At 66.3% G+C, this 14,375-nt stretch carries 16 protein-coding genes; 9 read left to right on the forward strand and 7 right to left on the reverse strand.

From position 1 onward, the window contains the following. Positions 1–279: 279 nt before the first annotated feature. The gene (gene tcdA / locus BMZ43_RS05465) at positions 280–1,065 is read right to left on the reverse strand and encodes a tRNA cyclic N6-threonylcarbamoyladenosine(37) synthase TcdA (protein WP_017642560.1); all 786 of its coding nucleotides are present in this window, start codon (positions 1,063–1,065) and stop codon (positions 280–282) included. 84 nt (positions 1,066–1,149) lie between these two features. Between tcdA and dapE the strand changes: the two genes are divergently transcribed. Genes dapE through BMZ43_RS05480 form a run of 3 tightly spaced genes read left to right on the forward strand, consistent with a single transcriptional unit; the run spans position 1,150 to position 3,490 of the window. Beyond that, positions 1,150–2,292: a succinyl-diaminopimelate desuccinylase gene (dapE, locus tag BMZ43_RS05470; protein WP_093250712.1), complete on the forward strand. Its 1,143-nt coding sequence runs from the start codon at positions 1,150–1,152 to the stop codon at positions 2,290–2,292. Beyond that, on the forward strand, positions 2,289–3,101 hold the full coding sequence (locus BMZ43_RS05475) for a putative RNA methyltransferase (RefSeq protein WP_017641149.1): 813 nt from the start codon (positions 2,289–2,291) through the stop codon (positions 3,099–3,101). The genes dapE and BMZ43_RS05475 overlap by 4 nt, the downstream gene beginning before the upstream one ends. Positions 3,102–3,106: 5 nt before the next feature. Next, positions 3,107–3,490, forward strand: a complete 384-nt coding sequence (locus BMZ43_RS05480; protein ID WP_064307967.1) for a hypothetical protein — start codon at positions 3,107–3,109, stop codon at positions 3,488–3,490. 184 nt (positions 3,491–3,674) lie between these two features. Here BMZ43_RS05480 and BMZ43_RS05485 read toward each other — a convergent pair whose 3' ends face one another. Beyond that, positions 3,675–3,887, reverse strand: a complete 213-nt coding sequence (locus BMZ43_RS05485) for a cold-shock protein (RefSeq protein ID WP_017641736.1) — start codon at positions 3,885–3,887, stop codon at positions 3,675–3,677. A gap of 369 nt (positions 3,888–4,256) precedes the next feature. On the opposite strand from BMZ43_RS05485, the gene plsB reads away from it, so the two are divergent. From plsB to BMZ43_RS05500, 3 genes are all read left to right on the forward strand, one after another. Next, positions 4,257–6,767: a glycerol-3-phosphate 1-O-acyltransferase PlsB gene (plsB, locus tag BMZ43_RS05490; RefSeq protein WP_093250716.1), complete on the forward strand. Its 2,511-nt coding sequence runs from the start codon at positions 4,257–4,259 to the stop codon at positions 6,765–6,767. A 48-nt stretch (positions 6,768–6,815) separates the two neighbouring features. Continuing rightward, positions 6,816–7,298, forward strand: a complete 483-nt coding sequence (locus tag BMZ43_RS05495; RefSeq protein WP_093250721.1) for a YbaY family lipoprotein — start codon at positions 6,816–6,818, stop codon at positions 7,296–7,298. Positions 7,299–7,408: 110 nt separating this feature from the next. Then, complete coding sequence (locus BMZ43_RS05500) at positions 7,409–7,969, forward strand: GNAT family N-acetyltransferase (RefSeq protein WP_093250724.1); 561 nt, start codon at positions 7,409–7,411, stop codon at positions 7,967–7,969. Between the two features lie 54 nt (positions 7,970–8,023). On the opposite strand, the gene BMZ43_RS05505 is transcribed toward BMZ43_RS05500, so the two are convergent. Continuing rightward, complete coding sequence (locus tag BMZ43_RS05505) at positions 8,024–8,548, reverse strand: MarR family winged helix-turn-helix transcriptional regulator (protein ID WP_177344773.1); 525 nt, start codon at positions 8,546–8,548, stop codon at positions 8,024–8,026. Positions 8,549–8,641: 93 nt separating this feature from the next. Between BMZ43_RS05505 and BMZ43_RS05510 the strand changes: the two genes are divergently transcribed. The 3 genes from BMZ43_RS05510 (at position 8,642) to BMZ43_RS05520 (ending at position 11,380) form a co-directional block, all read left to right on the forward strand. Next, positions 8,642–9,556: a DMT family transporter gene (locus BMZ43_RS05510; RefSeq protein WP_093250732.1), complete on the forward strand. Its 915-nt coding sequence runs from the start codon at positions 8,642–8,644 to the stop codon at positions 9,554–9,556. Positions 9,557–9,626: 70 nt separating this feature from the next. After that, positions 9,627–10,352: an AraC family transcriptional regulator gene (locus BMZ43_RS05515; protein ID WP_093250735.1), complete on the forward strand. Its 726-nt coding sequence runs from the start codon at positions 9,627–9,629 to the stop codon at positions 10,350–10,352. Between the two features lie 77 nt (positions 10,353–10,429). Continuing rightward, positions 10,430–11,380: a DMT family transporter gene (locus BMZ43_RS05520; protein WP_143075231.1), complete on the forward strand. Its 951-nt coding sequence runs from the start codon at positions 10,430–10,432 to the stop codon at positions 11,378–11,380. A 10-nt stretch (positions 11,381–11,390) separates the two neighbouring features. Here BMZ43_RS05520 and BMZ43_RS05525 read toward each other — a convergent pair whose 3' ends face one another. The 4 genes from BMZ43_RS05525 to BMZ43_RS05540 form a co-directional block, all read right to left on the reverse strand. Continuing rightward, on the reverse strand, positions 11,391–12,680 hold the full coding sequence (locus tag BMZ43_RS05525; protein ID WP_093250755.1) for an Nramp family divalent metal transporter: 1,290 nt from the start codon (positions 12,678–12,680) through the stop codon (positions 11,391–11,393). Between the two features lie 96 nt (positions 12,681–12,776). Further along, positions 12,777–13,472 (reverse strand): uracil-DNA glycosylase, encoded by a 696-nt coding sequence (gene ung, locus BMZ43_RS05530; RefSeq protein ID WP_093251015.1) that lies wholly within the window; start codon positions 13,470–13,472, stop codon positions 12,777–12,779. A gap of 64 nt (positions 13,473–13,536) precedes the next feature. Beyond that, on the reverse strand, positions 13,537–13,836 hold the full coding sequence (locus BMZ43_RS05535) for a hypothetical protein (RefSeq protein ID WP_093250764.1): 300 nt from the start codon (positions 13,834–13,836) through the stop codon (positions 13,537–13,539). Positions 13,837–13,921: 85 nt separating this feature from the next. After that, complete coding sequence (locus BMZ43_RS05540; protein WP_093250767.1) at positions 13,922–14,374, reverse strand: NUDIX hydrolase; 453 nt, start codon at positions 14,372–14,374, stop codon at positions 13,922–13,924. Between the last annotated feature and the right edge of the window lies 1 nt (position 14,375).

Raw genomic sequence — 14,375 nt, forward strand, 5'->3', positions numbered from 1 at the left:
GGGCACCGTTGGGCTTCGCTGCGCTCAACCCAACCTACCGAAGCGACCATCGTCCTCTGAACGTAGGTTGGGTTGAGGCAGCTCCATCGCCGAAGCCCAACATGCGGACTCGACCTGGGCACCGTTGGGCTTCGCTGCGCTCAACCCAACCTACCAAAGCGCCCACTCGTCGTCAGGACGTAGGTTGGGCTGAGACGGCTCCATCGTCGAAGCCCAACATTGCGGGCTCGACCTGGGCAGCGTTGGGCTTCGCTGCGCTCAACCCAACCTACGAGAGCTTTAACCTTTGGGCTTCTGGATCAGCTTGTCCACGGCGCGGGCGGCGGCGACCATGCCGAAGGTGGCGGTGACCATCATCACCGCGCCGAAGCCGCCAGCGCAGTCCAGGCGCACGCCTTCGCCGACGAAACTCTTCTGCTGGCAAACGCTCCCGTCCGGCTTGGGATAGCGCAGCTGCTCGGTGGAAAAGACGCAGGGCACGCTGTAGTGGCGGCTGGGATTGCGCGAGAAGCCGTAGTCGCGGCGCAGCAGCGAACGCACCCGCGAGGCCAGGGGGTCGTTGTAGGTGCGATTGAGGTCCACCACCTGGATCTGGGTGGGGTCGATCTGGCCGCCCGCACCGCCAGTGGTGACGATGGCGATCTTGCGTCTCTTGCACCAGGCGATCAACGCCGCCTTGGAGGCCACGCTGTCAATGCAGTCCAGCACCAGATCGAGCTCCTCGGTGATGTAGTCGGCCATGGTCTCGCGGGTGACGAAGTCCGCCACCGCCTTGACCGTGCAGGCCGGGTTGATGGCCTGGATGCGCTCGGCCATCACCGTGACCTTGGGTCGCCCCACCTGGCCGTCCAGGGCGTGCACCTGGCGATTGGTGTTGCTGACGCAAACGTCGTCCAGATCGAACAGGCTGATGCGACCGACGCCGCTACGGGCCAGGGCCTCGGCGGCCCAGGAACCCACTCCGCCGATGCCGACCACGGCGACGTGACTGGCGGCCAGGCGCTCGACGGCCTCCTGCCCATAGAGCCGGGCGATCCCGCCGAAGCGTTGTTCATCGAACGTCATGAAGGCTTTCCACAAAAGCCACAGTATAGGTTTTCCTTTACCATACCGCTCCCCCTGAACCCTAGCCGCCTCCCGGGACCCGCCATGACCACCGCTCTCACCCCCACTCTGGAACTCGCCTGCGACCTCATCGGCCGGGCCTCGGTCACGCCGCTGGACGAAGGCTGCCAGGCGCTGATGATGCAGCGCCTGGAGCGCCTGGGCTTCGCCCTGGAACCGCTGCGCTTCGAGGAGGTGGATAACTTCTGGGCCCGCCGTGGCGGCGAGGGTCCGGTGCTGTGCTTCGCCGGCCACACCGACGTGGTGCCCACCGGCCCGCTGGAGGCCTGGCAGCAGGCGCCCTTCAATGCCCACGTGGATGCCGATGGCATGCTGCGTGGCCGCGGCGCCGCCGACATGAAGGGCAGTCTGGCGAGCATGATCATCGCCGTGGAGCGCTTCGTCGCCGACCATCCGGACCATCGCGGCGCCATCGCCTTCCTCATCACCAGCGACGAGGAAGGCCCCGCCCTGCACGGCACTCGTGCCGTGGTCGAGCGCCTGCGCGAGCGCGGCGAGCGGCTGGACTGGTGCATCGTCGGTGAACCCTCCAGCACCCGGCTGTTGGGCGATGTGGTCAAGAACGGTCGCCGCGGCTCGCTCAATGGCCGCCTGACCGTGCGCGGCAAGCAGGGCCACGTGGCCTATCCGCACCTGGCGCGCAATCCCATCCACCTGGCGGCCCAGGCCCTGGCGGATCTCGCCGCCGAGCAATGGGACGACGGCAACGCCTTCTTCCCGCCCACCAGCTTCCAGATTTCCAACCTCAATTCCGGCACCGGTGCCGGCAACGTGGTGCCGGGCGAGCTGCAGGCACTGTTCAACTTCCGCTTCTCCACCGAATCCACCGTGGAAGGCCTGCAGGCCCGGGTCGAGGCCATCCTCGATCGCCACGGCCTAGACTGGCACATCGACTGGTCGCTGTCCGGCCTACCCTTCCTCACTGAGCCGGGCGACCTGCTCGACGCCGTCTCGGCCAGCGTGGAGGCGGTCACCGGCTATCGCCCCGAGGCCTCCACCAGCGGCGGCACCTCGGACGGCCGCTTCATCGCCACCCTGGGCGCCCAGGTGGTGGAACTGGGTCCGGTCAACGCCACCATCCACCAGGTGGACGAGCACGTCCTGGCCAGCGACCTGGATCTGCTGACCGAGGTCTACTACGGCACCCTGGTGCGGTTGCTGGCATGAAGCTGATCTGTCCGCTCTGCCAGGCCCCGCTGGCCGAACTCGAGGGTGGCGTCGGTTGCGCCGTCGGCCATCGTTTCGACCGCGCCCGCCAGGGCTACCTGAACCTCCTGCCGGTGCAGCACAAGAAGAGCCTGGATCCGGGTGACAACGCCGCGATGGTCGAGGCGCGCCGGCGCTTTCTCGATGCCGGTCACTATGCGCCCCTGGCCGAGCGCCTGGCGCAGCTGGCCGCCGAACGCGCACCTCAGCGCTGGATCGACGTGGGCTGTGGCGAAGGCTTCTATACCGCGCGTCTGGCCCAGGCCCTGCCCGCAGCCGACGGCTATGCGCTGGACATCTCCCGTGAGGCGGTGCGCCGCGCCTGCCGACGTACCCCGGCGCTGACCTGGCTGGTGGCGAGCATGGCGCGTCTGCCGCTGCCGGACGCCAGTTGCCAGCTGCTGGCCAGTGTCTTCAGCCCCATCGACTGGGCCGAAGCCCTGCGCGTGCTGGCACCGGGCGGCGGAATCCTGCGCCTGGGTCCGGCCAGCGCCCACCTGCTGGAGTTGCGCCAGCGGCTCTATGACGAGGTGCGCGACTATGCCGAAGACAAGCACTTGCAGGATCTGCCGCCAGGTCTGGAACTGGCCCACAGCGAAGGGCTCGAATTCGTGCTGCCGCTGACCGAGCGCCAGACCCGCGAAGACCTGCTGGCCATGACGCCCCACGGTTGGCGGGTCAACGCCGAGCGACGCGAGCGGGTTCTCGCCGAGCCCTTCGAGGTGCGGGTGGCAGTACGTTACGATTGGATCGTCAAATCCGGAGCCTAAGCCCCATGCGCCAGCCCGATATCGAAATCTACCTAAAGGACGTCGACCAGGACGCCGTCTCGGCCTGGCTCGAACAGGTGTTCGCCATGCCTTGCGCCTGGCAGGCGCGTGGGCAGACCTTCAAGTGCACCCTGCGCTATGGTGGCGAGCCCATTCCAGTCACCTGGCTGCCGAAGGCGGTGGGCAAGTGGCACAGCCTGCTGCTGGAAAGCGATGTCTCGCCCTGGGTGGACGACCTGGCCTGTGCCCGCGACGCCCAGGCGGCCCTGCAGGTGCAGGTACGCTGCGCCCCGAGTGGCTGGAGCGAGGAAGAAGAGGAAGAAACCGCCGATCGCTGGCTGAAGGTGACGGACGAGGGCGTCGAGGAAATCGTCTGGCGCACCGAGTGAACTGAAGGCGCGAGGAGCTTTGCGCTCCTCGCGAAGCGGGCTCAGAGCCTGTTCAAAGGCTCGCGAGCTAGAGACAAACAAGGCGAAAATGGCTGAGGAAGCGGAGTTTACGAGTGGTAAATGAGCATTCCGAAGCCATTTTCAACGCCGTTTGGCCGACGCGCAGCAGACTTTGAATAGGCTCTTACAGCCGGGCGACGTCTTCGGCCTGCAGACCCTTCTGGCCTTCGATCACCGAGAACTCCACCTGCTGGCCTTCGACCAGGGAGCGGTGGCCTTCACCACGAATGGCGCGGTAGTGAACGAACACGTCGGCGCCGCCCTCGCGTTGAATGAATCCATATCCCTTGGCGTCATTGAACCACTTGACGGTCCCGGTTTCGCGTTGCTCACCCATCACATCTCTCCGAAGCTTTTCTGGATTTCCTATCCCCGCTCGCCACAGCCTGGGCGACCGGGTCGCTTTGTTGTATCGGTACGGATCGCGCATCGGACCGGTCACCAGGCTGGCCCGTATCCGACCATCGGCAACACGTTGCCGAAACCTTATGAAGCAGGGCTTTTCCGGCAAAAGCAACGTTCTTTACGCACAGTGCCATCACGGCTGGAAGCCACGCCAGCGCCGGATTGTCGACGATTTGAATGGCATTTTTTCGACGCTGGGGACAAGGCGCCGACTGCCGGGTCGAAGTCAGAACAACACGGGTGGTTTTACGCCCGCCAGGCCATCCGGCACACTGCCGCCCCGTCCACCCGGTAGCCCTCCATGAACCGTTCGCCGCTGCGTCTGCTGGCCTTTTCGCTGCTCAAGCGCCTGCTCTATCTCTGGGTTCGCTCCGAGACCACCCAGGCGGCCAGCCTGCTCAGCCGCATCGATCCCACCAAACCAGTGCTCTACGTACTGCCCGAGGCCTCGCTGAGCGATCTGGCGGTGCTCGACCGGGAATGCCGCAAGGCCGGCCTGCCACGACCGCTACGCCCGCTGGTGCTGGGGAGCAAGACCGAACCACTGGCCTACTTCAACGCCACCGGCAAGGCGAACTGGCGCGGGCGCCCCGCCCGGCGCTCGGTACCTCCTACCCTGCGCCGGGTGGTGACCGCAGTGACCGAGCAGCAGCTGGAAGACGTCCAGCTGGTACCGGTCAGCGTCTTCTGGGGCCAGTCGCCGGATCGCGAGACCAGTCCCTGGAAGCTGCTCTGGGCGGACAACTGGGTGGTGACCGGACGGCTGCGCAAGCTGGCGCGCATCCTGGTGCTGGGCCGGCTGACTCGGGTGCAGTTCTCCAAGCCACTGTCGCTGGGCGAACTGGCCAGCCAGCGCCCCGATCCACAGCGCCTGGAACGTCTGGTGATGCGGCGGTTGCGCATCCACTTCCGCAACGTGCGCCAGGCGGTGATCGGCCCGGACCTGTCGCACCGACGCACCCTGCTGCGCGGCCTGCTGCGGGCGCCCCAGGTACGGGCGACCATCGCCCACGAGATCACCCAGCGCAAGGCTACCCCCGGGCGCATCGAAGACGAGGCGGCGCACTATGCGCGGGAGATCGCCTCGGACTTCTCCTATCCGGTGGTGCGCTGCCTGGACGTGGGTCTGCGCTGGTTCTGGAACAGCATCTACGATGGCGTCACGGTCAGCCACATCGAGCGGATCCAGGAGATGGCGCCCGGTCACACCGTGGTCTATGTGCCCTGCCATCGCAGCCACATCGACTACCTGCTGCTGTCCTACCTGCTGTTCCAGAATGGCCTGACGCCGCCGCACATCGCCGCCGGCATCAACCTGGACATGCCGGTGGTGGGCAATATCCTGCGCCGTGGCGGCGCCTTCTTCATGAGGCGCAGCTTCAAGGGCAACGCCCTCTATGCCGCGGTGTTCAACGAATACCTGCACAGCCTGTTCAGCCGCGGCTTCTCCACCGAGTACTTCGTCGAGGGGGGTCGCTCGCGTACCGGACGCACCCTGCAGCCGCGCACCGGCATGCTGGCCATGACCCTGCGTAGCTTCCTGCGCGACTCCCGGCGGCCCATCGTCTTCGTGCCGGTGTACATCGGCTACGAGAAGGTCTTCGAGGGCCGCACCTACCTGGGTGAATTGCGCGGCGCGGCGAAAAAGAAGGAATCCATCTTCGACCTGGTCAAGGTGTTTGGCGCCCTGCGCCAGCGCTTCGGCCGGGTCTGGGTCAACTTCGGCGAACCCATTCCGCTGCAGGGCTTTCTCGATGCCCGCCGTCCGGGCTGGCGCGACGAACCCCTCGACGAAGACCTGAAGCCCGCCTGGTTCAATTCGGTCACCCACGAATTGGGCGAGCGGGTGGTACGCCGCATCAATGCTGCGGCGGCCGTCACCCCGGTCAACCTGGTGGCCCTGGCGCTGCTCTCGACCCATCGCCAGGCCCTCGACGAAGGCGCCCTGGTACGCGCCATCGACCTCTATCTGGATCTGCTGAAGCGGGTGCCCTACTCCACCAGCGTCACCCTGCCCGAGGGCGACGGCCAGGCGATCATCGAGGAGGTGCGCGCCCTGGGTTTCCTCTCCGAGCAGCAGGACGCCCTGGGGCGCATCCTCTACCTGGACGAGCAGAACGCGGTGCTGATGACCTACTACCGCAACAACGTCCTGCACCTCTTCGCCATCCCGGCGCTGATCGCCAGCTTCTTCCAGAACACCGGGCGCATGACCCGTGAGCTGATCCATAGATTCGCCCTGGCGCTCTATCCCTATCTGCAGGCCGAATTGTTCATCCACTGGGAGCGCGAGGAGCTGCCCCTGGTGCTGGACGGCTGGCTGGAAGCCATGGTGGAGCGCGGCCTGCTGCGTATCGAGGACGACGTCTTCGTGCGCGCCGCGCCCAGCTCGCGGCAATTCGTCCGCCTCACCCTGCTGGCGCGGGCCATCCTGCAGACCCTGCAGCGCTACTACATGACCACCGCGCTGATCCTCAACCACGGCCAGAACAGCCTGACCGCGCCGCAGCTGGAAGAACTCTGCACGGTGATGGCCCAGCGGCTGTCGGTGCTGCACGGCCTCAATGCGCCGGAATTCTTCGACAAGTCGCTGTTCCGCCATTTCATTCAGACGTTGCTGGCCGAGGGGGTGTTGCGCAAGGCCGACGACGGCACCCTGGGCCACCATGAATTGCTCGGCGAGTTGGCCGAGGGTGCCGGCAAGCGGGTGTTGCCGGCGGAGATTCGCCTGTCGATCCGACAGGTGGCCCTGGACCGCCCCGACGCCCCGGACCTGCCGGATCCGGAAACACCCGTTGTCGCCGGCAACTAAGCCGGCGTCCGTGGGTCACAGCAGTCGATTTCAGTCCAGGATCTAGCCATGAAAAGAATCGCCGCTCTGCTCGCCACCTCGCTGCTGCTCAGCGCCTGTAGCGGGCTGCGCCCCGGTCCCGCGACACCACCGCCGCCGAGCGGCCAGCCGCTGCCGCCCACCGAGCAGCCACAGACCACCACCCCTGGCGTACCCGCCCAGCCAAGCATGACCAGTCTCAGCGGCCAGGCCACCTTTACCGCCAACGAGCCGGTGCCGCCCACCGCCAAGCTCACCGTCAGCCTCTACAGCGCCAGCGCCGGCGACACCCCCGCCGGCCGGCTGGCCCAGCGCACCCTGTTCGTCAAGCAACAGGACCAGGTGCCCTTCCGCCTCGACTACGCTCCGGCCAAGGTCAAGAACGGCGAGCGCTACCTGCTCAGCGGCCGCATCCTGCTAGGCGGTCGCCCGCTGTACCTGACCCAGGAGCCGGTAGTGGTGGACCTGAACAGCGGTGGCGAGGTGGAGTTGCCGTTGCAGCCGGTGCGTTGAGGTCCAGCCACTCTTGATGTCCATTTCGTAACAGCAGCTGTCCGCTGACTGGTTAAGCGATAGCGATAAAAGGCAAGGTCCGGGTTCCATGATCGCTCAGGAACCCGCTCTTGGACTTCGCCCAACTAACGCTCACGACACCCCGACTTTCGATCAGGCCTTTCCAACCGTCTGATCTTGAGACCTATGCGTCCTACCACAGCAAGCCGGGTGTCTACCGGTATCTTTGTAGCGAGCCCCCTACCCCAGCGGCGCTCGTCGAGCGTTTCCGCGATCTGCAGCAGCCCCGCTTCGAGACGACGGGCGACGAGTTAAGGTTGGCCGTCGTCAGGAAGGCTGATGGCAGGGTCTTGGGCGAGGTGTTGCTCAAGCTGGCAAGCGTGGACGCACGGCAAGCTGAGGTCGGCTACATCTTCGATCCTGAACAGGCAGGCCAGGGCTACGCCACCGAGGCCGTTGCGCGATTACTCACCTTCGGTTTCGCGGAGCTAGGCCTGCACCGCATTTTCGCTCGCCTGGACGTGCTCAATCAGGGCTCGATAGGCGTGGTGGAACGCCTGGGCTTGCGCCGGGAAGCCCACTTCGTCGAGAACGACCGCTTCGCCGGAATGTGGGGGGACGAGTACGTCTACGCGGTGCTGGCGCAAGAATGGCCGGTAGCGCAGACCTAATAACCCTTGGCTGACGCGCGGCAGCCTTCGAAAAGGCGCTTGCCGTAACGCCGACTAGGCTTTTTTGGCAGCCAAGTGCTCGACCTCGGCTGCTACCGGACAACTCGAGCCACAGGCAGACTCATCGCAGAAGCGGCAGAGATGATCGGCCTGCTGCGCGCCGGTCGTCAGCGCGGCCAGTATGGCTGCCAAGGCCTGCTGCAAGGCGTCCCGCTGGGTCTGGGGTACGGCATCCAGCGCCCGCGTCAATACCGCCGTTCGCGCCGCGATCAGCCGCTCACGTTGCACCTCGCCCGCCGAAGTCAGGCTGGCCTGGACTTCACGGCGATCCTGCCCAGGTTGGCGACTGACCAGGCCCGCACCGACCAGGGCATCGAGCGTCCGCACCATGACCGAATGGCTGAGACCGGCAATGGCCGCCAGCTCACGGATCGTCAGGCCGGGATACTGAGCCAGGGCATTGAGCACGGTACAGCCGGCGCTGCTGACGCCACTCGCCTGCTGTAAAGCCTGGGTCTGGGCATCGGCCACGGCCAGAGCGCAGGCCCCCAAGAGATTTTCCAGTTGCGCTTCGTTCATGGCTATAATATATGTGTTCTGCATACATTTAAAAACACGTTACTATTCATCAGCTTCATCCCCATGACTTCTCAGAATGCGAGCCTAGCTTAAATGACAGCCACCCAAGCGATCCCCTTCAAGCGCGACCGCAGTCTGGCGACGCTAGCCATGATAGGTTCGGCAGCCTGCTGGGGCCTGGCCACCGTCGCCAGCCGCGACCTGCTGGAACAGGTGCCCGCCGCGACCCTGCTGCCGATCCAATTGCTAGCCAGTCTGCTCTTTCTGGCTATTCTCGCATCGTGCGAGAGCCGCCGGCCGGCATCGTGGCCGCTCTTGCTGCGTACCGCCTGGCCAGGCGTGCTCGAACCAGGGCTGGCTTATGGGATAGGGCTCGCCGGTCTCTCCCTGACCAGCGCCGGCCATGCCGCGGTGATAGGTTCGGCCGAACCCATGTTCATCGTCCTGCTGGGCTGGCTACTACTGGGGCAACGTCCTCGGCGACGCCTGCTCGCTTGTCTGCTGAGCACCGTGATCGGTTTGTCGCTGATCGGCCTCTGCGGTAGCGAGACCGGGAATTCGGCAACCTCGCTCCGGGGCGATCTGCTGATCGTGCTGGGGACGCTGTTCGCCGCCGGCTACGTCATCGCTTCGTCGCGCTTGGGAAATCTCTATCCACCCGCCAGCCTGGCCTTGGTGCAACAAAGCGCTGGACTGTTGTTCATCCTGGCGCTGCAAGGGGTCATCGTCGCCGCGGGGTTCGCCACCCCCCGCTGGGATGCCCTGGACAAGGCAGTGATCGCCGAGGCGGCGCTGTCCGGGGTTCTACAATACGCCCTGCCCTTTTGGCTCTACCTCCTGGGCTTGCGCCACCTGAGCGCCGCCAGCGCCGGTCTCTATCTCGCCCTCATTCCGGTATTCGGCCTGGTCGCCGCCTTTCTCTGGCTGGACGAACGACCGACGATGGGCATGCTTCTCGGCGCCGCTTTCATCCTGGCGTCCATCGCGGTCGCGAGGCGATATACCTGACTCCCCTGCTACGCCTCGTTCTGGATTCCGTGCGAAGATCCTGGCTCTTACCCTTCTCCCAAGGTGACTCGTGACGCCACGCCTCGCCATCAAGAGCTATGAGGGCGAACATCGGCCCCATGCCCATGCCTTCGCCCAGTTGGTGCTGCCCATTCAGGGCGGGATGCAGCTGGAGCTGGAAGGTCGAGGCGAGTTGCGGCTGCATACCGGTCTCGCGGCCCTGGTGGGGCCTGACTGCGGTCATGCGCAGCTGTCCGCGCCGGACAGCCGCTTCCTGGTGATCGACTGCGCCACCGACTGGCTGCCGGCCCGGACGCTGGATCAGGCGCTGCGCCAACCCGGCCTGCCGATTCCACCGGCGGCACGGCAGCTGATTACCTTTGCCGAACTGACTCCAGCGGCAGCCCTCGCCCAGCACGCCAGCGAACTCACGCGCCTGCTCCTGCACTCCCTTACCGTCACAGTCCCGGCCTCGGCCTTCGAGCTCTTGCTGGCACGGGTAGAGGCCCAGCCTGCGGGTGACTGGACCAATGCGGCCATGGCCAATCTGGCCGGGGTCGGCCTGAGTCGCCTGCACCTGCTTTTCCACGAGCGCTTCGGCCAGACACCCCAGGCCTGGCTGACCGATCTGCGGCTGCGCCAGGCTCAGCGCTGGCTGGGAGACAGCCGCCTGCCCATCGTCGAGATCGCCCTGCGCGTCGGCTTTTCCGATCAGGCCGCCCTCACCAGGGCCATGACCCGTCGCCAGGGCATCAGCCCCGCCGCCTGGCGGCGCAGCCAGCGCACGCCTGGGTAAAAAACGCCGGAGCCTCGCGCAAGACCCACCCCTCAGGCTATCGCCAGACTGCTGCCGAAACAGCGAAGGCGAGTGACATGAGCGAACGACGGGTATCGGCAACGGGAATTGGCTATGGGGTCGCGGCAGGCCTGTGCTGGGGCGTGATCTTTCTCGCCCCGGCGCTGGTGCCCGATCTCGGCGGCACCCAGTTCGCCGTGCTGCGCTTTCTCTGTTACGGCGGGGTCTCGCTGGTGTTGCTCCTGCCACGCTGGCACAGGCTGCGCGCACAACTCACCCGTAGCGATGGGAGACGGCTGTTCTGGCTGAGCCTGATCGGCAACCTGGGCTACTACGCCCTGGTAGGCGCCGGGGTGCAGCAGGCCGGCATCGCCTCGACCACCCTGATCGTCGGCCTGATTCCGCTGCTGATAGCCCTGGCCGCGCGCGCTGACACCGGGGCCGTGGGTGTCGATCGCCTATGGCCATCAATGGCCTGTGCCCTGCTCGGGGTGGGGCTGATCAGCTACGAGGCGCTGACCGTCACGGCCCTGGGCGCCCAACCGGCCCTGGGTTTGCTCTGCGCCTGCGGCGCCCTGCTGGCCTGGAGTTGGTTCGCGGTAGCCAATACCCGTCACCTGACCGTGACTGCCATCGGCAGCCACGACTGGGCCCTGCTGCTGGGCGGAGTGACCGGCCTCCAGGCGCTGCTGGCCGCGCCCTTCCTGCTGGGGCCGGAACTGCTGGTACGGGCACCCCAGGACTGGGTGCAGCCGCTGGTGGTAGCCGCCGGCGTGGCGCTGCTCGCCTCGGTGGTCGGTGGCTTCTGCTGGAACCAGGCCAGTCGCCGCCTGCCGCTGACCCTGAGCGGCCAGGCCATCGTCATCGAAACGCTGTCTTCGCTGCTCTACGGCTTTCTCTGGCAGTGGCGGTTACCGACGCTGCTGGAAGCCCTGGCCATCGGCCTGCTGATCGTGGGGGTGGTCTGGTGCCTGAGGTGCCACCAGCAGCCTGTCCCGACCAGCGCGCCAGCCGGGTCGGCCTGCTAGCAGCGCAGCCCTAGAACAACCGGGCTATCTCGTTCAGGCTGAGCACGATGAACAGCGCCGCGGCCAGCCCCAGCAGGCCGTTGGACAGCCAGCCCGAACGCCATTCCTTGGGCACCCGCTTGGAGTTGAGCAGCCAGATCAGCGTCAGGGCCAGGAACGGCATGAAGAAGGCGCCAAAGGCCCCGTAGGCGATGATCAGGCCAAAGGGGCGGCCGAGCAGCAGCAACACCATCGGCGGGAAGGTCAGCCAGAGCACATAGAAACGGAAGGCCGGGGTCTTCTCCAGATCACCCCGGTCGCCGGTGCCACCGGTGGCCTGGCGGACGAAGTCGGCGAACAGCAGGGACACGCCGTGCCACACCCCCAGGATCGAGGAGAAGGTGGTCGCCGCGAAGCCGATCAGGAAGACGGTGGAGACCACCGGGCCGAAGCGCTGCTCCAGCACCTCGTCCAGGTCGAGCAGGCCGCGATCGCCGCTGGAAAGGGTGATCTGCGCGGTATAGAGCAACTCGGCGCCGACGATGAGCATGGCGATGACGAAGATGCCGGTGGCGATGTAGGCCACCTGGTTGTCCAGGCGCATCACGCCCATCCAGGCCGGAGTCCGCCAACCCTTGGCGTTCACCCAGTAGCCATAGGCGGCCATGGTGATGGTGCCACCGACGCCGCCGATGAGGCCCAGGGTGTAGATCGCCGAGCCTTCGGGGATGGTCGGCACCAGGCCGGTGACGGCATGGCCGAGGTTGGGCATGACCAGGATGGCCAGCCCCACCACCACCACGAACATCACGCCGATGAAGAACTTCATCGCCGCCTCGAACACCGCATAGCGATTGAGCAGCACGAAGACCGCGCCGGCGATGCCCGACAGGGCGCCCCAGGCCCAGAACGGCAGCACGTCCGGGAACAGCGCGGCCAGCGGCAAGGCCGTGGCGCTCATGGCGGTGCCGCCATAGACGAAGCCCCAGAGCACGATGTAGATGCCGAAGTACCAGTAGGTCCAGATGCCCAGGGAGCGCCAGCCTTCGAGCATGGTCGAGCCGGTGGCCAGGTGGTAGCGCGCGGAGCCTTCGGCCAGGGCGATCTTGACGATGCAGCCCACCACCGCGGCCCAGAGCAGGGCATAGCCGAAGCGCGAGCCGGCGATGAGGGTGGCGACCAGATCGCCGGCGCCGACCCCGGTCACCGCGACCACGATGCCCGGGCCCACCAGTTTCCAGCGCGCCAGGGTACCGCGGGGCGGTTGCGACGGATCGGCCGCCGAGGGGGTGGGCGCGACCTTGTTGTTGTTTTCGGTCATGGGCTCTCTCCGGTGTGGGACGTGCCTCGACTGTCCCGGATGACCGGTCAGTCAACAAGCGCCGGAGGATTACAAGGTGTAAACGCCTGAACCGCTCTAGGACAGTGGCGGCAGCGCCCAGTCGATGGGGGTGAGGCCGGCGTTGCGCAGGAATTCGTTGGTGCGGCCGAAATGGCCGTTGCCGATGAAGCCGCGGTGGGCCGACAGCGGCGAGGGATGCGCCGACTTGAGGATCAGGTGCTTCTGAGGGTCGATGAGCGTCTGCTTGCTCTGGGCATGGCTGCCCCAGAGCAGGAACACCAGATTCTCGCGCTCGGCGCTGACCACCTCGATGATACGGTCGGTGAAGCGCTGCCAGCCGGCCTTGGCGTGGGAACCGGCGTTGGCCTGCTCCACGGTCAGCGAGGTGTTGAGCAGCAGGACGCCCTGCTCGGCCCAGTGCTGCAGATAGCCGTGATTGGGAATGGGCAGGTTCAGGTCGCGCTTGAGTTCCTTGAAGATGTTCTGCAACGACGGTGGTGCCGGCACGCCAGGCTGCACCGAAAAGCTCAGGCCGTGGGCCTGGCCCGGCCCGTGATAGGGATCCTGCCCGAGGATGACCACCCGGACCTGATCCAAAGGGGTGGTATTGAGGGCATTGAAGATCAGCGGACCGGGCGGATGGATGACCTTGCCCGCCGCCTTTTCGCGCCTGAGGAATTCGCTCAGCTGACGCATGTAGGGCTGCTCGAATTCGTCGCGCAGCGCGGCTTTCCATTGGGGGTCGAGCTTGATGCGATCGTCGTCCACGATTCGGGGCTTCCTGGTCAAGACAAGGGCAGCACCCTAGGAAAGCTGGCTGCCCCTGTCAAACCCGCTACCAGCGCGGACCATAGCGCGGGCCCCAGCCGGGCGGACCATAACCCGGACGCGGCCCCCAGCCCGGCGGTCCCCAACCGGGACCCGGCCCCCAGTGAGGCGGTGGCGGCGGGGCCGGTCGATAGTAGTAGCCGTAGCCATAGGGCCGCACGATGACCGCGGGCGGCGGATAGGCCGGCGTGCCGTAGAAGACCGCCGCGGGCGGCGCCGGACGGCTGTAATAGCGTGGGGACGTGTCGTAGACGGTGCAGCCGGTGAAGGTCAGGGCACAGAGCGACGCCAAGAGAAGATGGCGCATGGGGGAGATCTCCAGGACGGCCCGGATGGGCCTGGAGAAAGCTTAAGCTGGGCCCGCCGCTCGCGCTCGATTATCGCGCGTTCATTCAGCCGGGATTAAGAGACGCCGGCCCGTTCTCCTCCCGCTCGCCCAGGTAGTCCCGCAGCCGCGCCTGCAGATGAGGCACGGCCTGGGGATGGTCGAGAAAGTCGACGATGCTCATCAGCTGCCAGTGCTGGCCTTCGTCGCCAAAGCGAATGGCAGCGATCTCGGCCGGGTGCAGTTCTCCGGCGAACAGCCAGCTGGGGAGATAGCCGGGCTGGCGCGGTGGATAACAGCGACCCCAGGTCAGCCGAGCTTCATCCAGTACCAGGCCGAATTCCTCGTCCAGCTCGCGCAAGGCACAACGCTCCGGGGTCTCGCCGTCTTCGCGACCGCCCCCGGGCAGATCCCAGAGGCCAGGCCAGGGAATGTCGGGCTTGTCGTCGCGCTGATAGACCAGGATCTGGTCAGCGCAGAGCAGTGCCAGCTTGGCGCCGTTGAAGGCATGGCGGGACATG

Origin of the sequence: Pseudomonas sp. Snoq117.2 (genome assembly GCF_900110545.1) — a bacterium.
GTDB classification, from domain to species: Bacteria; Pseudomonadota; Gammaproteobacteria; order Pseudomonadales; family Pseudomonadaceae; genus Chryseomonas; species Chryseomonas benzopyrenica.